Genomic DNA, 20,456 nt, shown 5'->3' with positions numbered 1-20,456 from the left:
ATATGAAACGCAGTTTGACGGCCATGACGGCCGCCCTGACAACCGCCTTTTCACTTGCATTGATTTCAAGCGCATCTGCCGCCTCATTGACGGTTGGTTTTTCGCAGATCGGTTCAGAATCGGGCTGGCGTGCCGCTGAAACAAGCGTAACAAGGCAGGAGGCTGAAAAGCGCGGCCATACACTCAAATTTGCCGATGCACAGCAAAAGCAGGAAAACCAGATCAAGGCAGTTCGCGGCTTTATTGCTCAGGGCGTTGACGCCATCCTGATCGCGCCGGTTGTCGCAACCGGCTGGGATGCGGTTTTGAAGGAAGCCAAGGAAGCGGAAATTCCTGTCGTGCTTCTCGACCGACAGATTGATGCGCCGGAAGACCTTTATTTGACCGCTGTCACCTCCGATCAGGTCCATGAGGGCAAGGTCGCAGGCGACTGGCTGGTCAAGGAAGTGGGCGACAAGCCTTGCTCGGTTGTCGAGCTTCAGGGAACCACAGGTTCTTCACCGGCAATCAACCGCAAGAAAGGCTTTGAAGAAGCCATTGCCGGTCACGACAATATCAAGATTTCCCGCTCACAGACCGGCGACTTCACCCGCACCAAGGGCAAGGAAGTCATGGAAAGCTTCATCAAGGCTGAAAATGGCGGCAAGGACATCTGCGCAGTTTACGCGCATAATGATGATATGGCGGTCGGCGCTATTCAGGCCATCAAGGAAGCTGGTCTCAAGCCCGGCACCGACATCAAGGTTGTCTCCATCGATGCCGTACCGGATATTTTCCAGGCCATGGCCAATGGTGAAGCCAATGCCACGGTTGAACTGACGCCGAACATGGCAGGCCCGGCTTTCGACGTGATCGAGGTCTTCAAAGAAAAAGGCACAGTTCCACCAAAGTGGATCCAGACAGAGTCGAAACTCTATACGCAGGCGGATGATCCGAAAGCCGTTTACGAAGCCAAAAAAGGCCTCGGCTACTGATTTCGCATCACTGTTAACGACTTCGGGCCATGTCTCGTCATGGTCCGAAGCGAGTTTTGCAATCCGCAAACGGAAGACTGCTATGGCTCGCCCTGACATGGCTGTGCGCGAGACGCCAGCAACACCGCTTCTTGAAGCGCGTTCAATAACCAAATCCTTTTTAGGTGTGACGGCACTCGATCACGTCGATTTTGAGCTGCATCGTGGTGAAATCCATGCGCTGCTTGGCGAGAATGGTGCAGGAAAATCAACGCTTATCAAGATATTAACCGGCGCCTATCACGGGTTTGACGGCACAATATTGCTTGAGGGCAAGCCGATTGCTCCGGCTTCCGTCATGCAGGCACAGGCACTTGGCATTGGCACGGTCTATCAGGAGGTCAATCTCCTTGAAAATCTGACGGTTGCCGAAAATCTTTTTCTCGGTCGCCAGCCGCGACGCCTTGGCCTCATCAACAACAGTTTAATGGAAAAAGACTCAGCTGCCATTCTTGCCCGCTACGGTCTGACAATCGATGTCGGTGCCCCCTTGTCCGCCTATTCAGTCGCTATCCGGCAAATTATCGCAATCGCACGCGCCGTCGATGTCTCCGGCAAGGTGCTTGTGCTGGACGAGCCGACTGCCAGTCTCGACGCCCATGAAGTCGAAATGCTGTTTGGGGTTTTGCGTCAATTGAAGCTTGAAGGCCTTGGCATCATTATCATCACGCATTTTCTGGATCAGGTTTATGCTATTGCCGATTGCGCCACAGTGCTACGCAATGGTCGGCTGGTCGGCAGCCGCCATCTTTCGGAACTGCCCCGCACCGATCTGATTTCGATGATGCTCGGTCATCAGCTGCAGGAAACCGTCCAGCGGCAACGGACAGAGGAAACAAGCGACAACAAGTCCGCCCCGATCCATTTCACCGGTTTTGGCAAAAAAGGCAGCGTCATGCCTTTTGATCTTGCGATTAAACCGGGCGAGGCCGTCGGCATTGCCGGATTGCTCGGCTCTGGCCGCACAGAAACCGCTTTGCTCATGTTCGGCGTGGACCAGGCCGACAGCGGCACCCTCACCATCGACGGCAAGGATACAAAACTGCCCTCGCCTGTCGCAGCCATTGCCGAACGCTTTGCCTTCTGCCCGGAAGAACGCAAAAATGACGGTATCATCGGTGATTTTTCCGTAGCCGAAAATATTGCGCTCGCCATACAGGCAAAGCGCGGCTGGTCGAAGCCGGTTTCCACGCGCGAAAAAGCGGCTCTCGCCCAACGTTATATCGAAACGCTTGATATTCGCCCGCCGGACCCGGACAAGCCGATCAAGTTTTTATCGGGAGGCAACCAGCAAAAAGCCATTCTGGCACGCTGGCTGGCCACTGATCCGCGCCTTTTGATCCTTGATGAACCAACACGCGGTATCGACATCGGCGCCCATGCCGAAATCCTCAAACTGATCGGCGAACTCTGCACACAAGGCATGTCACTGGTCATTATTTCCTCAGAATTTGAAGAGCTTGCAGCCGTGGCAAACCGTGTCGTGGTGCTCTCGGACCGCCGCCATGTGGCCGAACTCAAGGGCGAAGAAATCACCGCCGACAATATTGTACGGGCGATTGCCGAGACTGAAAGCGATAAGGGAGCGGCAGCATGATCGCCCGTATAGGCAGAAAGCTCAAACGACTTAGCCCTCAACTGGCTGCCCTTGCGCTCATTCTGGCCGCAAATACCATCATTGCGCCGGGTTTTCTGGGTATTTCCTTTCAAAACGGACGTCTCTATGGAAGCCTGATTGATATTCTGGTGCGTGCAGCTCCTGTTGCCATTCTCGCGATCGGCATGACATTGGTGATCGCCACACGCGGCATCGATCTGTCGGTCGGGGCGGTCATGGCAATCAGCGGTGCAACAGCCGCCTCGCTCATCGTTGCAGGCTATCCACTGGCAATCGTCATACCCGTAGCCCTTGGCGTCGGTCTGGTCTGTGGCTTGTGGAACGGCTTTCTCGTGGCCGTTTTCGACATTCAACCGATCATCGCAACGCTGATCTTAATGGTCGCAGGACGCGGTATCGCCCAGCTTATCACTGAAGGCGCAATCCTCACCTTCAACAATGATTCCTTTGCAGCCCTTGGTTCCGGTTCCTTCCTTGGCGTGCCGATACCCATCCTGATCTGGATTCTGGCCGGGATTGCAATCGGCCTTGTTGTACGATCCACCGCACTGGGTTTTCTGATTGAAGCCACCGGCATCAATCGTCGCGCAGCAATGCTTGCGGGCGTTAAAGCACGTTTTCTCCTGTTCAGCGTCTATGCGGTTTCTGGCCTTTGTGCGGCACTGGCCGGGCTGATCGCCACCGCTGATATTCACGGTGCAGATGCCAATAATGCCGGTCTCTGGCTTGAACTCGACGCCATTCTGGCGGTCGTCATTGGCGGCACATCCCTCAATGGCGGGCGTTTTTCAATTATGGCTTCGCTGCTGGGCGCATTGATCATCCAGGCGATCAATACCGGCATTCTGATGGCAGGCTTTCCACCGGAATTCAACCTCATCATCAAGGCTGGCATTATCGTGATTGTGCTGACATTCCAGTCACCGGCAATCGTCAGTTTTATTACTTTTCTGCGTGCTGAACGCAAAGGCAACACGCTCAACACATCTCACCAGAACCAGCAAGGAGCACGGCAATGAGAGTGCTTCGCAATCTGCCTTTTGTCACAACGCTCGCGATATTCCTGATCGCTTATGCAATCTGCGTTATCCAGTTTCCAAACATGCTGTCAACGCGGGTGATCGGTAATCTGCTGACCGACAATGCCTTTTTAGGCATCGCAGCCGTTGGCATGACCTTTGTCATTATCTCAGGCGGCATCGATCTTTCTGTCGGTTCAGTCATCGCCTTCACCAGTGTTTTTGTAGCCGTACTCGTTGGTCAACTGGGTGTGCATCCACTGATGGCCTTTGGCCTCGTTTTAATAATCGCAGCCCTCTTTGGCGCATGGATGGGAATGATGATTCATTTCCTTGGCATCCCGCCCTTTGTAGCAACCCTGGCCGGTATGTTTCTGGCACGCGGTGCAGCCTTCCTGATTTCCACACAATCAGTGCCGATTTCGCATCCCTTCATCGAAACGCTGCAAGGCTTTTATTTTCGGTTGCCGGGCGGCGGAAGGCTGACCTTCATTGCCATGCTGATGCTGCTGATCTTCGTCATTGGTGCCATTATTGCAAAGCGGACGCGCTTTGGCGCCAATATCTATGCCATCGGTGGAAACGCACAATCAGCCGAACTGATGGGTGTGCCCATTGGCCGAACCACCATCGGCATCTACACCATGTCAGGCGTACTTGCTGGCATAGCAGGGATCGTCTATACGCTTTACACTTCATCCGGCTATTCCCTTGCAACCGTTGGAGTGGAGCTTGACGCCATTGCATCAGTGGTGATCGGCGGCACGCTTCTGACCGGCGGGGCTGGTCTGGTGGCAGGAACTTTTGTCGGCATTCTGATACAGGGACTGATACAGACCTATATCGTATTTGATGGAACATTGTCCTCGTGGTGGACAAAAATAGCACTCGGCATCTTGCTGTTCCTGTTCATTGCGCTACAGCGGGGACTTGTATGGTTTTCCAATATACGGATAGCCCGACAACGCATGAAGGAGGTCTGAATTGGGACTGCTGGAAACGGCCATAACCGGACGCAAGCGCTATAACAGCCATGCAGTTGTTGTCGATGAGCTTGGTCGTGGCATTGTCGCAGGCACCATTGCCGAAGGCTCGATACTGCCGGGTGATAATGAATTGTCACTGCGCTTTGGCGTTTCCCGTACTGTTCTGCGCGAAGCCATGAAAACGCTCGCAGCCAAACGATTGATCGAGGCAAAAGCCAAGGTTGGCACCCGTGTCCTTGGTGCCAGCTCTTGGAATTTCTTCGATCCCGATGTGCTGACATGGCGTTTTGAAGCTGGCTTCGATGAAGTCTTTGTCGATCATCTGGCCGAAATGCGCATGGCGCTGGAGCCTGCGGCAGCGGCAGCGGCCGCAAAAAATGCAACCAGCGAAGAACTTGTTGAACTCTATGCTCTTGCAGCCAAATTCGACGATCCAAAGCATACGCCTGAATCCATTGCCAAAGTGGATCTGGATTTTCATCTGGCAATCGCACGCATGTCCGGAAATCCTTTTATGCGCTCGGTCAGCAGCCTGATCGAGGCGGCTCTTGCCATTTCGTTCCAGCTCTCCTCCCCTGCAAGCTCACCCGAAGGCATTGCCGAATGCGCGGCCAATCATTTGCGCATCGCCCATGCAATCGCATCACGCGACCAGCAAAAAGCACGCGCAACCATGGAAGGCGTGATTACATTTGGCGTTAAACGCATTCTCGAGGCAATCTGATTACGCCTGTTGCACAGGTGCTTGTTTTCAATCCCTTTGTGGCTAAACTTTCCTGTATTCAACACCACGAGCAAGCCAGCAACCAACGCTCAAATCTGTGATCTCACCCTGATCATCACGGCGAAAAACAAGCTTCCACTCATCCGGAGACGGTGCATCCATCGAGCGTTGAACCGGCAGCAGCCAGACATCTGCCCCGACGCTGTAAAGCGGATACATATCGCTTTTGCCGAGAAAGCCTTCAAAAGCGCCATAGATCGCGCCACCTTTGGAAACCAGAAGCAAATCCGCATCCAGTTCATCGCTGTGATAGCGCCCGATAATATCCTGTCTGGCCGCGCCTTTAACACGATGCATGGTCAGACTAAGCTTCTCTTCCGGTCGGTTAAGCGTAATAACATCTCCCTTACGACGAATTCTGGTGACAGATGAACGGGCTTCATCTGGACTGACCACATCCATCATTTCAGGGCTGGTGCCAAAGCGCGCTTTCATGCGACCACGACCGGCATCCTCCAGACTCAGAACAAGTCCTGTTTCATCATCCAGCCATGAACCAAACCATGCTGCATCAGCCTCGACCTTTGACACATCAGTCGTCGACAGGCCCAAAGCAATATTCATCAGTTTGAAAGCAACTTCGGAAGCCCCGCCTTCGAAATTGAACATGGCGATTGTCGAAAGCCGCTCATCCGCACAATGCCAGCGTTGGCAGCGCCAGCCGCGCAATGCACCACCATGGCCGCTCAAGCGCTTTCCACCAAGCTCTTCAAAGCGGAGTCCGAAACCATAAGGTGCCTGTGACCCATCCCTGAACGTCTGGGGGCTGCTCAATCGTCGATAAAGCCCCTCATCATCATCGCGCGTTGCATCAATAAATTGTTCCCAGGCAATCATATCATTGAGCGAGGCACAAATACCGGCATCCCCCATCCAGTGAATGCGATTGGTTGCAGGTAAAAACCCTCGAACCGTATCGCCTTCATAGCCTGTACACTCATCAAACAGCGCCGTATCGGGAATAAGCTCGGCACTCTTCATACCCGCAGGCTTGAAAATATGCTCGCGCAAAAGATCAATCAAACGGCGTCCGGTATAGGTTTCGATTAAATCAGCAAGAATGCGGAAATTGCCGTTGCAATAAGAATAATGCGTGCCGGGTTCAAAATGTGTGCTCTTGAGGCGGCGCAACAGACTTTGCGCCTGTTCAGGCAAAAAAACACCTTCCGGCTCAGCACCGCATAAAACGCTCAATGCCCAGTAATCACGCAAGCCGGACTGGTTATTACAAAGATCACGAACGGCGGGGCGCTCTGCTTCAAAATTGTGGAGATAAGCCGTCAGCGCATCATCGAGAAGCTCTGGTTCGCCCACCACATCAAGCAATATTCCACAGGTAAACTGTTTACTGACCGAGCAGATCGGCATCCGTGTTTCTGCCGTCATGGGCTTTCGTGCACGAAGATCTGCAAAACCCCAGGCATGCTGCAAGATAACTTCGCCATCTTTCAATACAGCGACCACACCACCCGGGCCTTTATAATTTTGCGGAATGTGGCGAACGAAGGTTTCAAGGGCAGACGTATCAAACTTCGGCATGGTCGACTCGAGACTCACAAAAACAATAGATGCAAAGACGCATCATTTCGGACGATCAATCAAGGCCATTACAGCCCATAGATCATGACTGGCATTTTCCAGCGCATTTTATCCATAATTACCCAACATGAGTTCATCAGCTTTCCTCATCATGTTGACGCTGTATTCGCATGCTTCACTATGCTGTTATCCCTTATGGCGTTTGCGAGGAGGAGCCAGATATCGAAGACAAGATATCGGATCATATTGCAAAAAATAAAACGCATTGCGCCAAAGTCGTTTCGACATTTTGAGAGGAGGGGAAATGCACAAATCCATAACCAGCTCCAACGCACGCAATGGCGGCCAGATATTGGTGGATGCTTTAAACATTCACGGTGTCGACCGCGTTTTCTGCGTGCCCGGTGAAAGCTATCTTGCAGCCCTTGATGCTTTTCATGACGTGAGTGAGCAAATTGATCTTATCGTCTGTCGTCAGGAAGGTGGCGCGGCTTACATGGCCGAAGCCTATGGCAAGCTGACCGGCAAGCCCGGAATTTGTTTTGTCACGCGCGGTCCCGGTGCCACCAATGCTTCTGTCGGTGTTCATACAGCTTTTCAGGACTCCACACCGATGCTTTTATTCATCGGACAGGTTGCAAGCGATCAGGTGGAACGCGAAGCATTTCAGGAAATTGATTACCGCCGCATGTTCGGCCAGATGGCCAAATGGGTCGTGCAGATCGATGATGCCGCGCGTATCCCGGAACTGGTCAGCCAAGCCTTTCACCGAGCCGTCAATGGACGCCCAGGCCCTGTCGTCATTGCCCTTCCTGAAGATATGCTGACATCACTTGCGACCGTCAGCGATGCACCGCCCTATAAGCAGATCGAGATACATCCCGGCAACGAGCAGTTGCAGGACATGAAAGCGCTTCTCGAAAAGGCAGAGCGTCCATTAATGATCGTCGGAGGCGGTGGCTGGAATGCACAAGCGGTCCGCGATCTGCAAAGCTTTGCAGAAAATATGTCACTGCCGGTTGCTGCATCCTTCCGTTGTCAGGATATGTTCGACAACACCCACCCGCTTTATGCTGGCGAAATGGGTACATCAATCAGTCCGAAACTGGCAGCCCGCGTCAAGGGTTCAGACCTTTTAATCGTGATTGGCGCACGCCTTGGCGAAATGACCACACAAGGCTATGAGCTGGTCAATATACCGGTGCCCAGGCAGAAGCTCATCCATGTTCACACAGGCGCGGAAGAGCTGGGCCGTGTCTATCACGCAGATATGCCTGTCAACGCCACAATGCCCGCCTTCACCAAAGCGGCATCCAGACTTGACGCAATCCCCAATCCTCGCTGGACAGCATGGGCAGAAAGCACCAATGCTGATTACCGCGACAATCTGAAAACACCCACCATTCCGGGCAATGTCCAGATGGGCGAGATCATGGAATGGTTGCGTGCCCATCTGCCTGAAGATGCAATAATTACCAATGGCGCCGGCAATTATTCAGCATGGCCGCATCGCTTCTATCAATATTGCACTTATCGCAGCCAATTGGCGCCAACCAACGGTTCGATGGGCTATGGTGTTCCGGCAGCCGTCGCAGCCAAATTGACAGCACCGGAGCGCACCGTCATTTGCTTTGCTGGAGATGGCTGTTTTCTGATGAACGGCCAGGAACTTGCAACCGCCGCACAATATGGCGCCAAGGCAATTTTTATCGTCATCAATAATGGCATGTATGGCACAATCCGCATGCATCAGGAGCGTACCTATCCGGGTCGCGTATCTGGTACAGCTCTTGCCAATCCTGACTTTGCATCCCTTGCCCGTGCCTATGGCCTGCATGGGGAAACGGTAGAAAAAACGGCAGACTTTGCTAAAGCCTTCAAACAATGCGAGCAGTCTGGCAAGCCGGGCCTTATTGAAATCCGCATTGACCCTGAAGCGCTTTCACCCAAAATGACATTAAGCCAAATGCGGGAACAGGGACTGGCAAAACAACGCTGACAGGTCTCATATTACAGAGTTTCACGAGAGCATGATCCGACCTTCGTTCAACGAAGATCGATAAGATTATGCTTCAAGTAAAAGGAGTTAGAGCGCCAATCTGATTGAATCAGATTGGCGCTCTAAGGTTGGTCGGAGCAAGCCCCGGCCAACCTTAGGGTCAGGCCCTAATACAGACGTTACAACTTTAGTTTGAATGCATACAATTTAAGGTAGACATTTCCGTTCAACTCGCACATAACCGCCCGGGCTTCATCGGGAGGAGAAAGTGCGCATACTTAATCTGTTCATTATTGGTTTTGGCTTCAGTGCGCTTATCATCACCTGCATTTATGCAATCGCTGGTGGATTGCTTTAAAATCCCCAATACCCATATCTGAAAGCTTGCTGACGTTTTAAAAAGGGCAGCATGGATGATTGTTAGAACCATATTCTGGTCAACCCCGTGAATGGAAAAGACAATCCGCTCATTATGATGCGAACGCAATTTTACTCACGATGAATCCGGCAAAACTGAAATAATTTTTCTTGTTTCTTGCCTCATAACCAGAAATGATCGGCCTCAAGGTGGGCAGAAGGAGAAAGATCATCTAAAATGATTATTTCCCGGATCTGGCTCCCCAAAAAACTTTAGACAAGGAAAAAAGAATGTCGTCAGTCCTTTCCCGTTATTCGCTGACCCGCCGCGCCGGTCTGAAAGCCGCTCTTTTCACCGCAGCCGCCCTGACACTCGGTTTTGCAAGTGCCCCAGGCCACGCCGAAGACAAGACCATCAAGGTCGGTATCATGGGTGGTGAAGATGAAGACGTCTGGAAAGTCGTTGCCGAAGAAGGCAAGAAGCACGGTCTCATCATTGAGCGCGTAACCTTCAACGATTACAACCAGCCAAATGAAGCGCTGGAGCGCAAGGAAATCGACGCAAACGCTTTCCAGCACAAGCCTTATCTTGATGAGCAGATCAAGCAGCACGGTTACAAGATCAGCGTTGCAGGTTACACGGCTGTCTGGCCAATCGGCATCTATTCACGCAAGGTCAAAAGCCTTGATGAACTCAAAGAGGGCGCCGTTGTCGGCGTGCCGAATGATCCATCGAATGAAGGCCGTGCCCTGCGCGTTCTCGAAGCAAGCGGCCTCATCAAGCTCAATCCTGAAGCAGGTATCCTCGCAACGCCAATCGATATTATTGAAAATCCAAAGAAAATCGAAATCAAGGAACTCGACGCCGGTGTCGTTGGTCGCTCGATTGACGATCTGGATGTGGCAATCGTGAACAATGACTGGGCTGGCAAGGCTGGCCTTAAGAAAGAAGAAGCGATCGGTTGGGAATCCAAGGAAAACAACCCGTATAATAACTTCATTGCAGTGCGCACTGAGGATGAAAATGCTGACTGGGTAAAGAACCTTGTTGCCTCCTTCCAGAATGATGCCGTCAAGGCCGAACTGGACCGCGTTTATAAGGGCACAGGCATTCCAGCCTGGAACTGATTTTTCAGCAGCCTGAAATACCGCGCCGGATATCATTTCCGGCGCGGCTTTTATTGACGTATGCAAAAAAATTGCCCAAAAGCATCGACGCACCTTTAATTAGAAGCGCTTATGACATTTGGCGTCATCTTCCTTGAAGCCTTGTCGATTTAGCAAGCCGTGGTTTTTTACCGCGACATAAAAAACAGAAGAAACGACCGTGACCATTGAACAGCCTCCCGCCGCATTAGCGCCCATCGTCGCAATGAAAGACGTGCGCCGAATGTTCGGCGAAACTCCGGCGATCAATGGCGTCTCTCTTTCTGTCGCACGGGGCGAAATTCTCGGCATCATTGGTCGCAGCGGCGCGGGTAAATCCACGCTGATCCGTTGCGTCAATGGTCTTGAAAAAACCGATAGCGGCTCAATTAAAATTGAAGGCCGTGAAATCACCGGCCTTGGTGAAGATGCGCTACGTCCCGTACGCCGCCGCATCGGCATGGTATTCCAGCATTTCAATCTTCTATCTGCCAAAACCGTTGCGCAAAACGTTGCATTGCCGCTCAAAATCGCAGGCATAGCAAAAAAGCAACGCATCAAGCGTGTAGCGGAATTGCTTGAACTGGTCGGTCTTTCCGACAAGGCCACGCAATATCCGGCCCAGCTTTCCGGCGGCCAGAAGCAGCGCGTCGGCATTGCACGCGCCCTTGCTGCCGAACCCGCTGTTTTGCTTTCTGATGAAGCAACCTCGGCGCTCGATCCAGAAACAACCCAGTCGATTCTGGCGCTGCTAAAAGATATCAACACCAAGCTTGGCCTGACCATCCTGCTCATCACCCATGAAATGGACGTTATCCGCCGTATTGCTGACCGGGTGATCGTGCTGGATCACGGCATAATCGCCGAACAAGGCCCGGTCTGGAAAGTGTTTGCCAATCCGCAATCGCCCATCACGCAAAGCATGTTGCAAGTTCTGGAGCCGGAACTGCCTGCCGTGTGGCGCGAGCGCCTTGGCACAACCGGCGATCTTGCCATTACCAGGGTCAAGCTCTCGGGCCTCGCTGCCAAGGGTGCATTTTTCAGCGAAGCAACACTGGCAACAGATATTGCGCTGCAACTGATCCATGGCGGCATGGATACTATTCAGGGTGAACCGGTTGGAACCATGTTCATTGGCTTGCCCACCCGGGACAAGGCAAAACTGGACGCCGCTATCGCCTATTTCAACACCCATGCAGACGCTACGGAGGTTCTCGGCTATGTCTCAAGCAATGCTTGATCTTCTCTGGCGCTCCTTCTGGGAAACAATCATCATGACCGGCTTTTCGAGCCTGATTTCGCTCGTCGTCGGTCTGCCGCTGGCACTCATCATGATTCTGACCGAGCGCGGTGGCCTCGCACAGAATTTGACCGTTAACACCATCCTCGGTGCTATCATCAACGGGTTCCGTTCGGTTCCTTTCATCATTTTGCTGGTCGCACTCATTCCAGTGACCCGCTTTATCGTCGGCACATCAATTGGCACATGGGCATCCATCGTGCCATTGTCGATTGCTGCAATTCCCTATTATGCGCGTATTGCTGAAGTCTCGCTGCGTGAAGTGGATAACGGCCTTGTTGAAGCGGCCCGCTCGATGGGCGCAAACCGCTGGACAATCGTGCGTGAAGTGCTGGTGCCAGAAGCCCTCCCCGGCATTATCGCAGGCTTTACCGTAACCATAATCACGCTTATTGGCGCATCAGCAATGGCTGGCGCCATTGGCGCTGGCGGCTTGGGCGATCTGGCCATTCGATATGGCTATCAACGTTTTGAAACACAGATCATGATTGCTGTGGTGATCATTCTGATCATCATGGTGTGCGGAATCCAATGGATCGGTGATCGTTTGGTCAACCGCCTTGACAAGCGCAATCTGAGAGTCTGAGACCGGCATTCATTACACCCATATCGAGGAACAGTTTCTCGGCATGAACACCTATGAACGTTAAAGCATATCTCCCGAAAGCAGGAACCGGTTTCGGGATAAAGACATACGTAAAAACAAACAAAAAGACTTATAGCACTGATCTAATTCAATCAGATCAGTGCTCTAACACCAGCGTAAATCTTTCAAACGATCTGGCAAATCAATTTGTCCACTGAGGTAGAAATACTTCATCAATACGAGAAGAGATACTAGCTTCTCTTTATCCTTATCAAAAAAATCAGTGCAATAATCATTCGCATTATTGATTATTTCTTCCGCCGCCAACGGATACTTATTATAATATTCAATTTTTTCTGGCAAATCTGAAAAATCATCATTCAGCAGAACGAAATGAAATCCGGGTATCAATCGGCCTTCCATAAACCACGTCTCGTAGATACATTTTGGCATCATGCACAAGGATTTGCTGGACATAATCCATTTCAGATTTGTCGCAACATCTCTTCCTTCCACTGATATAATATATCGATACTGAAGCTGCTGTTTTAGCGATAACCAAGGTTTAGTGTATTCTTTTAGAAGATTTTCATGTACGAGACCGACATCACACAATGGATGATCATGGAAGCTTTCGACGAGCTTCAGCCTCTTGCTGTTGTTATTTCTGCCCCGCCATACGGCTTTAGGAAGCTTGGTACGAAAATCGCGCCTGTCCTTCACAGTATAATAATGCCGGAATTTATCGAGATTCAGGATAACGGAGTTTGAGTTGTCACCGTTGATCGGCCTGCTCTTCACAATAGATGGCGTAGCTGGAATTTCTGTAATATCACCAAAAACATAGGAGATTTTGGACTTCTTTGGAAAGAACCGCGCATACTCTTTCAAATCGTAGTAATACATACTACTATTTTTTTCTATATTACCAATCTCCCTACAATTACTTAATGAAAATTCATGACTTAACTTATTATAATAATTTAGTCTGTCAAAAGATCTGATAATTTCATCAATGGGATATGAATCTATAAGAGAATAGAAACGTTCACTGTATATATATGTAGAGAAATTATCCACGGCGAAATTTGATATATAATACCCAACCTTGCGCAAAGGCCGCATCAGAAAATCCGTTCGTCATTAGTGAGGATAATTAAAGCTTGATAAGTGTCAGCAACAGGTAAGTCAAGACACAGCCCCCGGAAGGGACACAACCGCCAACGCAGTTCCGCCCCCTAAAACATCTCCTGAAAGCAGGAACCGGCTTGAGACAAAAACATGCATGAAAACAAAAGATTAGAGCATAAGTCCTATCGGAGCAAAACGAGGATCGATAAGATTATGCTTCAAATAAAGGGAGCTAGCGTGTCATCTGAATATGATAAAGCATAATATACTTTAGATGCACCACCTCAAGGCTATCTGGGCTAGCGTCACACGCTAATGTAGTAGATCTGATATTCGTATCACTTAGGGGCAAGACTTTAACTGTCAAAAATTGACCTCAGTACTAACGCTTCCTCTCACGAAAACCCGCTTCCAGCGTATTTCCATCAGGGTCATAGACAATGGCCGCATAATAACCCATCTCTTCCGGTCCCTGATGGGCAGGTGGGCTGCTCTCAGCTCCACCACTTTGAACCGCCGCATGAAAAAAAGCATCAACAGCCTCACGGCTGCTCGTATTGAACATCAGATGTAGATGATTACCCGGCTTGCTATCAGGCGCATCAGCACCCTTATTCTGCCCCTTATGAATCCATAGAAAAGGCACCGGCGCCCTTTCGCCACCACTCACAAAGAAACCACTGTCCGAATGGGCAACAACGGAAAGACCAAGCCTGGGCATGCAGCTTTCATAAAAAGAAAGGCTGCGGCGAATATCTTTGCTTGCAAAGCCGATATGATCGAAAAGCGACATACAAACTATTATATGCCAGCTGAATGGAAAGGAAAGTGGCGACTACAACTCAAGCGAGCGCCACTTTGTTACATATCACCCACGATTCTCAGCTGCGCGTACGGGCAAGGCCTGATTTTGCTGGCTGATAGCCCGGATCAAGCTGTATCGCACGTGTGTAGGAATTTGCAGCTTTGGCCTTGTCACCGCGCTGTTCGTATACCAGTGCCTGATTGGCCCAGCTTTCAGCAATGTTGCCATCAAGCGTGATTGCCGTGTTGAAATCATCAAATGCGTTATCGTAATCGCCCAGTGCGACATAAGAAATACCGCGGCCATTATAAGGTTCTGGTGCTGTCGAATTGAGCGAGATCGCCTTTGAAAAATCCTCTATCGCCTGCTTGTGCTGGCCCTTGGCCTGATAAATCAGACCACGATTGTGATAAGCGCGACCATCCGTCGTCTGCAACGCAATAGCCTGATTGTAATCGCTCAATGCCTGATCAAGACGTCCAGCCTGACGATATACATTACCGCGTCCAACATAGGCTGCATCATATTGCGGATTGATCTGGATTGCCCTCGTATAATCCTGCACAGCCTTGCCATTATCATTCATATATCGATAAATCAGCGCACGATTTGCATAGGCCTGGTAGAAATTGGGATTAAGCGCAATCGCCTGATCAAAATCACGCAATCCCTCCTTGTAACGCCGGGCCTTGCCATAGGCGGAGCCACGAACATTATATGCTTCAGGATCGCGTGGATTGCTCTGAATGACGCTGGTAAGCGAGCTGATATTTTCGCTCGATCCTTGCGCACGATCAACCGTGCTCAAGGCAGTATGCGTAGAAGAACTCTGACAACCGGCAAGGCCCAGAACCAGAACTGCGGTTGCAGCCATCAATGCGTTACGGACAACAAAATTCCCGGACGAATGCATCACCTTGAAGTACATTGGCAACGACAGCGTTCCTTTCTGCGTGAACGGAGCACAGGATATTTTCATCAACTTCCGTCAACTTTGTCCCCGGCTAACAAGCAGTCAGAACAACACCACAATAAAGGTCAGTATGTGGCAGGCTTCTGACAATGCAAGTCATCATATCTTATGACATGAAACAAGCTGATATTAAGCTTAAATATTCAGACATACAAAAACCGGCGCAAGCCATAAGCCGCGCCGGAAAGCAAAAAGGCGCCGCACATGCAGCGCCTGTTTCCAGTCAATCAACGAGCAGCTGTACGACCGCCGCCGATAAGACCTTCACGCTGTGCGCGCTTGCGAGCGAGCTTGCGTGCACGGCGAACAGCTTCTGCCTTTTCACGGGCACGCTTTTCGGAAGGCTTTTCATAATGGCCACGCATCTTCATTTCGCGGAAGATACCTTCGCGCTGCATCTTTTTCTTAAGAGCGCGGAGAGCCTGATCAACATTGTTATCGCGGACGAGTACCTGCACGTGTAATCCCGTATCGGTTAGAATTTCGATTGAGCCTGAGGCATTAAGGGCGTCTCTTAACGATGTTCAGTCGATAGAGTCAACTGTCTATACGCCCAAAGGCTCCCAAGCTTCGCAACATAAACGTTGCAAATTGGGGGTGGCATTACCAGATAGACTGCCTTTTGTCCACCTCAAGATAAGACTTTGGCGTGCGTTGAGCATAAATAATGACTTCACGACAATTTATAGTGACTAAATTGCGCCCTATGCGCTAGAGAGCCTGCACTTTCCGCACAATTCAGCCTTATTGCTCCATCATAGCAGCAAACCGGCTAATTGATCGCCCCGCCCAATTCCATTGATTCCTTCTGTCGAGATTTATGTCTTTCCGCAAACGACTCGTTATTCAGTTCACAGGCTATGAAGGCCTGCACCCTAAAGCCGTCCGCGTGCGCCATGCGCAGGCAATAAAGGACTTTGACCGTTTATGGCACGCAAAGACCAGATTGCCGCCGATGAAAGACGAGCAGAATGATTGCGGCACGCTGATCGCCACGACTCAGGGCAATGGCTGGCAATCGCAAACCGAATTCTGCCAATTTGGCACTGCCGACATCTTTGACGACTATGCAGCACGCCCGACCCCCATGCGTATGCTGACAGGTTTTCGCGCCTTCATGAATATTGTCTTCACAGGCACCCTGTTTCGCTATTTGCTGACAAGCTGGCGCTTTGTAATATTTTTCATGTGGCCATTTCTGTTGTCGATTGTAATTATCGCAATTGCAGCCCTGATCATGGCTGCACCAATGCTGGCAGGCTTGCCCGTCTGGAATCTTGTCTGGTCACTGCCCCTGGCGGCCATTATTGCAACATTGCTTGTGCGCTGGCCCGGCGACCGATTCTTCATGTCTTATCTGCTCGATGACTGGTCGGCAGCCTATGACCGCATCTATGATCGCAATGACAAGCTCAAATCACGTCGCAAAGCATTTGCAGAAGCGCTGAAAAAGAAAATCGAGGAAAGCAATGCCGATGAGGTGATTATCATTGGCCATAGTCTCGGGACCGTCCCCGCTATTCAAGCGCTTGCTGACGTTCAGCGTGAGCGCCCTGATTTGCTTGCAAAACAGCCGGTCTCTCTGCTTGCCATCGGCTCTTGCCTGCTGATGATAGCACTTCACCCCAAGGCTCGCGGCTTGCGCGAGGATGTGCGTGTGGTGCTCAATAACAGCCCTGTCCTGTGGTCAGAATTTCAGGTTCTGACCGACATTATCCACTTCTATGGCTCTGATCCGGCGAAGGCGCTGAAAATCCAGACGAAGACGCCACCACTCATCCATCACATCCGCTTCAAGAACATACATAGTGAAAACCGCTACAAACGCTCAAAGGGCAATTTTTTCCTCATGCACCTGCTCTATATGCGCGGTGCGGAAAAGAAAAACTTTTACGACTTTGGCATGTTCCTGCATGGTCCGTTCTTCTTTCGCGACCTGATGACAACATACAAAAACAAAGCCGCCCCTCTTGATGAAGAGGGAAGGCTTAGAATGAGGACTTGATCAAGTTGTTGTCATAATTGAGTAATTCTTTGTGTTATTAAGTTTTACACAAGGAGAAGATTATGTGCGCTGAGCTTTCTGCAGCTGCATGGTCGGCTCTTGAGCCGCACCTGCTAAAACCAGCCCGATGCGCGGCGTGTTGATGATAGACGAGTGATCTTCGGCATTCTTCATGTGTTGAAGGTGGTTGTCGCTGAAGTGAAGTTCTAGCCGAATATGGTCCGGCAAAGACAATCTATAATCGTTACCATCGTTGGTCGCAAAAGGCGTATCTGACAACGTATTTTCGAAAAAATGACTGCAACGGGCCCCGTGCCAGAAGAACTTTCCACACATATCAAGGCACATCGCTCTGCCCAAGGCTCAAAAGGGGGCGTGGGCGCAAGTGATTGGCACCCGGCAATATCGCAGACATCAAAATAGCCATCCCGCTACCGGAAGTCATGTCCCCCCCACACAAAGCGACTGCTACCTAACAAAGCCTATCGATGCAGTAACGTGATCGAACGCCTTTTCTGCCGACTCAAGAACCAGCGGCATATGGCAACGCGTTACTACAGACTGGCAATAAATTACCTCTCAGCTATTGCCCTCGTATCAGCAGTGATCGCAGGCGTTAAATGAGTCCCCAACCCAGGATATCATCCTGCGATCTCGCCGATTGCACATATATTTATTGATTAATGCAATCTTGTTTATCCATATCTAAAAAATGAGATAAAACGTTATAGTTGTATTCTTGTATAGTATCTCTGTAATTTATTAAATTGTGTAAAACAAGAATACATCTTTTGATTGTTATATTTAACAGCTTTCGTTTGTTTGCGTGAAAGATATTTTTAAAGGATTGTTGGTATATCCCCCTCTGAAAGGGGTGCAAGTAAAAAGATGTGGCGTAACCTGCAGCCTGAGATACCTGCCGATGTGCGGCTCTCATTTTTGCGTTCGCTTTATGGCAATCGCACAACATTATGGTTCGGCTTGCTCGCTCATGTCGTAGCGTGCGTCGTCATATATGTAAAAACGGCAGATTGGCGCTTTCTGGGCTTTGCCGGATTTTTTACAATTGTAGCCTTGGGTCGTCTCTATGATATGCATAAATTCGATCAGGCCAAGCGTGGGAACCTGACCCATGCTGATCTTGATAAATGGGAGACACGCTATCTCGTCGGGGCATCGCTGGTTTGCACCACGCTTGGCATGCTCTGTTTTTTTTCAAGCTATGTTTTGCGTGATTCCTTTGCAGAACTTGCAAGCCTGACAATTCTGCTTGCATCCGTGGTGTCGATTGTTGGCCGCAATTATGCCTCTGCCAAAGCCGTTGTGCTCATGTCTGCCTGCACACTTATTCCAGTGCTGGCCGGCCTTATTCTTGCTGGAACACCATTCCATGTGGTTATTGGCCTGTTGCTGATACCGTATTTCCTGTCCAATATTCAGATGGCCAACGGTTTGCGCGAGTTTCTTTTTGCTGCTGTGATGGGCAAACGTCGCTTGTCGGTTGTTGCCAGCCGTTTTGATGCCGCACTTAACAACATGCCGCAAGGCCTGCTTATGCTGGATGCGCAGCAACGCATTGCTGTTATCAATCATAAAACAAAAGCTTTGCTGAAAATTGCAGGGCACACAAAATTGCGTGGTCGCAGGCTGGAAGTTCTGCTGCGCTATTGTATCCGGCAAGGTTTGTTTCCGCATAATGATCTTGCCAATATCAGTGCCCGCATGCGTGCTCTTCTGAACGGGCAGACATCGCGGGATATTTTTCAGCTTGCTGATAATCGTTATATAGAATGCATGGCAAACCAGACTTCAAATGCTGGTGTTGTTTTAATGTTCGAGGATGTCACGCAGCGGGTTGAATCGGAAGCGCGTATTCAGCATATGGCGCGTTTTGACGGTTTGACTGGGCTCCCGAACCGCAATTATTTTGAAACCATGGTCCGGTCCTTGCGTGAGCATCAGGACAAGGGCACGATTGCAGCCTTGATTGTGATTGACATTAATCATTTCAAACATGTCAATGATACGCTGGGGCACCATGTGGGGGATATGCTGCTCAGGCTTTTTGCCGAGCGGCTTAATTCTCTTGATCCACAGCGCTATGTTACCTCCCGTTTCGGAGGTGATGAATTTGTCGTTTTTGTCTTTAACCTTCATAGTGAAGGTGAACTCAACCCGGTAATGGATCACATAATTTCAGTTGTAAGCGGTATTTATGATCTGAATGGCGATGAGGTTGACATTAATATCAGCGCCGGTGTTGCAACCGGAGATATTGATGAGTTTGATATAGGCAGCATGCATATGCGCGCCGATCTGGCTTTATATGAAGCAAAAGGTGACGAAGGAAAGCAATGGGCACTGTTTGTGAGTGCCATGGATACGAAATATCGCAGCCGCCAGAAACTCAAGGTAGATTTGCGTCTTGCAATTGAAAACCGTGAAATCAAGGTGGTTTACCAGCCGATTGTCAGCGCCCAGTCTTTGCGTGTGGTGGCTTATGAGGCACTTGCTCGCTGGCAACATGCAGATCTTGGACCGATTCCTCCTGCGGAATTTATTCCACTGGCTGAAGAAATCGGGATCATTTCCAAGATTACACGCTTCATGCTGGAGCAGGCCTGTCAGGACTGTATGGCGTGGGATGACCGTATTGGCGTTTCTGTCAATCTTTCAGCAATTGATCTGAAAAACAGCGATATAACACGTGATATTGCCTATGCTTTGCAGAAATCGGGATTGCCGGCCCGCCAGCTTGAGGTGGAAGTGACTGAAAGCGCGATTATCGCGGACCGCAACCAGACATCGCTGGTTTTGCAGCGGCTTAAAAATGCCGGTATCAATATTGCACTGGATGATTTCGGAACAGGTTATTCCAGTCTCAGTTATCTCAACAGTTTGCCTTTGACCAAAGTTAAGGTGGACCGTTCTTTTGTGCAGGATATTACAACCGACCGACGCTCGCTTATGCTGCTGCGCGGCGTTACGCAGCTTTCTCACGAGCTTGGGCTGGCGGTTACGGTTGAAGGTGTGGAAACAGAAGAGCAGCTTGCCCTTATTCGTGCTGCTGCCGGTGCTGATCTGGTACAGGGCTATCTCATGGGCAAGCCAATGACGGCAGAAGATATCCGGGCATCCAGAGCGAAGCCTGTTGTGCAGTATGATTCGGGACATACGCTCGTTTAAGCGAATATG

16 protein-coding genes and 1 pseudogene are annotated in these 20,456 nt (G+C 50.4%); 12 read left to right on the top strand and 5 right to left on the bottom strand.

Going from position 1 to position 20,456, the window contains the following annotated elements:
• The first annotated feature begins 23 nt into the window (after window positions 1–23).
• The 5 genes from ytfQ (at window position 24) to FHY56_RS02770 (ending at window position 5,360) form a co-directional block, all read left to right on the top strand.
• Window positions 24–974, top strand: a complete 951-nt coding sequence (ytfQ, locus tag FHY56_RS02790; protein WP_168927583.1) for a galactofuranose ABC transporter, galactofuranose-binding protein YtfQ — start codon at window positions 24–26, stop codon at window positions 972–974.
• Between the two features lie 82 nt (window positions 975–1,056).
• Window positions 1,057–2,610, top strand: a complete 1,554-nt coding sequence (locus FHY56_RS02785; RefSeq protein ID WP_376890164.1) for a sugar ABC transporter ATP-binding protein — start codon at window positions 1,057–1,059, stop codon at window positions 2,608–2,610.
• Window positions 2,607–3,650, top strand: coding sequence for an ABC transporter permease (locus FHY56_RS02780; protein ID WP_140903661.1), 1,044 nt, complete (start codon window positions 2,607–2,609; stop codon window positions 3,648–3,650). Before FHY56_RS02785 ends, FHY56_RS02780 begins: the two co-directional genes overlap by 4 nt.
• Entirely contained in the window at window positions 3,647–4,633 is a 987-nt protein-coding gene (yjfF, locus tag FHY56_RS02775) for a galactofuranose ABC transporter, permease protein YjfF (protein WP_140903660.1), read from the top strand. The genes FHY56_RS02780 and yjfF overlap by 4 nt, the downstream gene beginning before the upstream one ends.
• 1 nt (window position 4,634) lies before the next feature.
• Entirely contained in the window at window positions 4,635–5,360 is a 726-nt protein-coding gene (locus tag FHY56_RS02770) for a FadR/GntR family transcriptional regulator (RefSeq protein WP_140903659.1), read from the top strand.
• A gap of 42 nt (window positions 5,361–5,402) precedes the next feature.
• On the opposite strand, the gene FHY56_RS02765 is transcribed toward FHY56_RS02770, so the two are convergent.
• Entirely contained in the window at window positions 5,403–6,959 is a 1,557-nt protein-coding gene (locus FHY56_RS02765) for a D-aminopeptidase (RefSeq protein ID WP_140903658.1), read from the bottom strand.
• A 316-nt stretch (window positions 6,960–7,275) separates the two neighbouring features.
• On the opposite strand from FHY56_RS02765, the gene FHY56_RS02760 reads away from it, so the two are divergent.
• The 4 genes from FHY56_RS02760 (at window position 7,276) to FHY56_RS02745 (ending at window position 12,347) form a co-directional block, all read left to right on the top strand.
• Window positions 7,276–8,958 carry a thiamine pyrophosphate-binding protein gene (locus FHY56_RS02760; protein WP_168927582.1) on the top strand — a complete coding sequence of 561 codons (1,683 nt, stop codon included), beginning with the start codon at window positions 7,276–7,278 and terminating at the stop codon, window positions 8,956–8,958.
• A gap of 648 nt (window positions 8,959–9,606) precedes the next feature.
• Complete coding sequence (locus FHY56_RS02755; protein ID WP_140903656.1) at window positions 9,607–10,443, top strand: MetQ/NlpA family ABC transporter substrate-binding protein; 837 nt, start codon at window positions 9,607–9,609, stop codon at window positions 10,441–10,443.
• A 199-nt stretch (window positions 10,444–10,642) separates the two neighbouring features.
• On the top strand, window positions 10,643–11,701 hold the full coding sequence (locus FHY56_RS02750) for a methionine ABC transporter ATP-binding protein (RefSeq protein ID WP_140903655.1): 1,059 nt from the start codon (window positions 10,643–10,645) through the stop codon (window positions 11,699–11,701).
• Window positions 11,682–12,347 (top strand): methionine ABC transporter permease, encoded by a 666-nt coding sequence (locus tag FHY56_RS02745; RefSeq protein WP_140903654.1) that lies wholly within the window; start codon window positions 11,682–11,684, stop codon window positions 12,345–12,347. Before FHY56_RS02750 ends, FHY56_RS02745 begins: the two co-directional genes overlap by 20 nt.
• A 165-nt stretch (window positions 12,348–12,512) precedes the next feature.
• Here the strand turns inward: FHY56_RS02745 and FHY56_RS02740 are convergent, their stop codons facing one another.
• The 4 genes from FHY56_RS02740 to rpsU all read right to left on the bottom strand — a co-directional run bounded on the left by FHY56_RS02740 (window position 12,513) and on the right by rpsU (window position 15,714).
• A complete protein-coding gene (locus tag FHY56_RS02740) occupies window positions 12,513–13,472 on the bottom strand; it encodes a glycosyl transferase family 90 (RefSeq protein WP_140903653.1) in 960 nt (319 codons plus the stop codon).
• Window positions 13,473–13,860: 388 nt separating this feature from the next.
• Window positions 13,861–14,271, bottom strand: coding sequence for a VOC family protein (locus FHY56_RS02735; RefSeq protein ID WP_140903652.1), 411 nt, complete (start codon window positions 14,269–14,271; stop codon window positions 13,861–13,863).
• Between the two features lie 88 nt (window positions 14,272–14,359).
• A complete protein-coding gene (locus FHY56_RS02730; RefSeq protein ID WP_376890160.1) occupies window positions 14,360–15,262 on the bottom strand; it encodes a tetratricopeptide repeat protein in 903 nt (300 codons plus the stop codon).
• A 221-nt stretch (window positions 15,263–15,483) separates the two neighbouring features.
• Window positions 15,484–15,714: a 30S ribosomal protein S21 gene (gene rpsU / locus FHY56_RS02725; RefSeq protein ID WP_007876315.1), complete on the bottom strand. Its 231-nt coding sequence runs from the start codon at window positions 15,712–15,714 to the stop codon at window positions 15,484–15,486.
• 362 nt (window positions 15,715–16,076) lie between these two features.
• On the opposite strand from rpsU, the gene FHY56_RS02720 reads away from it, so the two are divergent.
• The 3 genes and pseudogenes from FHY56_RS02720 to FHY56_RS02710 all read left to right on the top strand — a co-directional run bounded on the left by FHY56_RS02720 (window position 16,077) and on the right by FHY56_RS02710 (window position 20,447).
• The gene (locus FHY56_RS02720; protein WP_140903651.1) at window positions 16,077–17,261 is read left to right on the top strand and encodes an alpha/beta hydrolase; all 1,185 of its coding nucleotides are present in this window, start codon (window positions 16,077–16,079) and stop codon (window positions 17,259–17,261) included.
• Window positions 17,262–17,323: 62 nt separating this feature from the next.
• Window positions 17,324–17,885, top strand: a pseudogene (locus FHY56_RS02715) (transposase).
• 264 nt (window positions 17,886–18,149) lie between these two features.
• The gene (locus FHY56_RS02710) at window positions 18,150–20,447 is read left to right on the top strand and encodes a putative bifunctional diguanylate cyclase/phosphodiesterase (RefSeq protein ID WP_140903650.1); all 2,298 of its coding nucleotides are present in this window, start codon (window positions 18,150–18,152) and stop codon (window positions 20,445–20,447) included.
• Window positions 20,448–20,456: the final 9 nt, after the last annotated feature.

This window comes from Brucella gallinifaecis (assembly GCF_006476605.1).
Lineage (GTDB): Bacteria > Pseudomonadota > Alphaproteobacteria > Rhizobiales > Rhizobiaceae > Brucella > Brucella gallinifaecis.
This window is presented reverse-complemented; position numbering and strand designations above follow the sequence as displayed.

Coding starts and splice junctions, on each gene's coding strand:
- ytfQ (WP_168927583.1), top strand. CDS start 24: ATGACGGCCGCCCTGACAACCGCCTTTTCACTTGCATTGATTTCAAGC.
- FHY56_RS02785 (WP_376890164.1), top strand. CDS start 1,057: ATGGCTCGCCCTGACATGGCTGTGCGCGAGACGCCAGCAACACCGCTT.
- FHY56_RS02780 (WP_140903661.1), top strand. CDS start 2,607: ATGATCGCCCGTATAGGCAGAAAGCTCAAACGACTTAGCCCTCAACTG.
- yjfF (WP_140903660.1), top strand. CDS start 3,647: ATGAGAGTGCTTCGCAATCTGCCTTTTGTCACAACGCTCGCGATATTC.
- FHY56_RS02765 (WP_140903658.1), bottom strand. CDS start 6,959: ATGCCGAAGTTTGATACGTCTGCCCTTGAAACCTTCGTTCGCCACATT.
- FHY56_RS02755 (WP_140903656.1), top strand. CDS start 9,607: ATGTCGTCAGTCCTTTCCCGTTATTCGCTGACCCGCCGCGCCGGTCTG.
- FHY56_RS02745 (WP_140903654.1), top strand. CDS start 11,682: ATGTCTCAAGCAATGCTTGATCTTCTCTGGCGCTCCTTCTGGGAAACA.
- FHY56_RS02740 (WP_140903653.1), bottom strand. CDS start 13,472: ATGCGGCCTTTGCGCAAGGTTGGGTATTATATATCAAATTTCGCCGTG.
- FHY56_RS02735 (WP_140903652.1), bottom strand. CDS start 14,271: ATGTCGCTTTTCGATCATATCGGCTTTGCAAGCAAAGATATTCGCCGC.
- FHY56_RS02730 (WP_376890160.1), bottom strand. CDS start 15,262: ATGAAAATATCCTGTGCTCCGTTCACGCAGAAAGGAACGCTGTCGTTG.
- FHY56_RS02720 (WP_140903651.1), top strand. CDS start 16,077: ATGTCTTTCCGCAAACGACTCGTTATTCAGTTCACAGGCTATGAAGGC.
- FHY56_RS02710 (WP_140903650.1), top strand. CDS start 18,150: ATGTGGCGTAACCTGCAGCCTGAGATACCTGCCGATGTGCGGCTCTCA.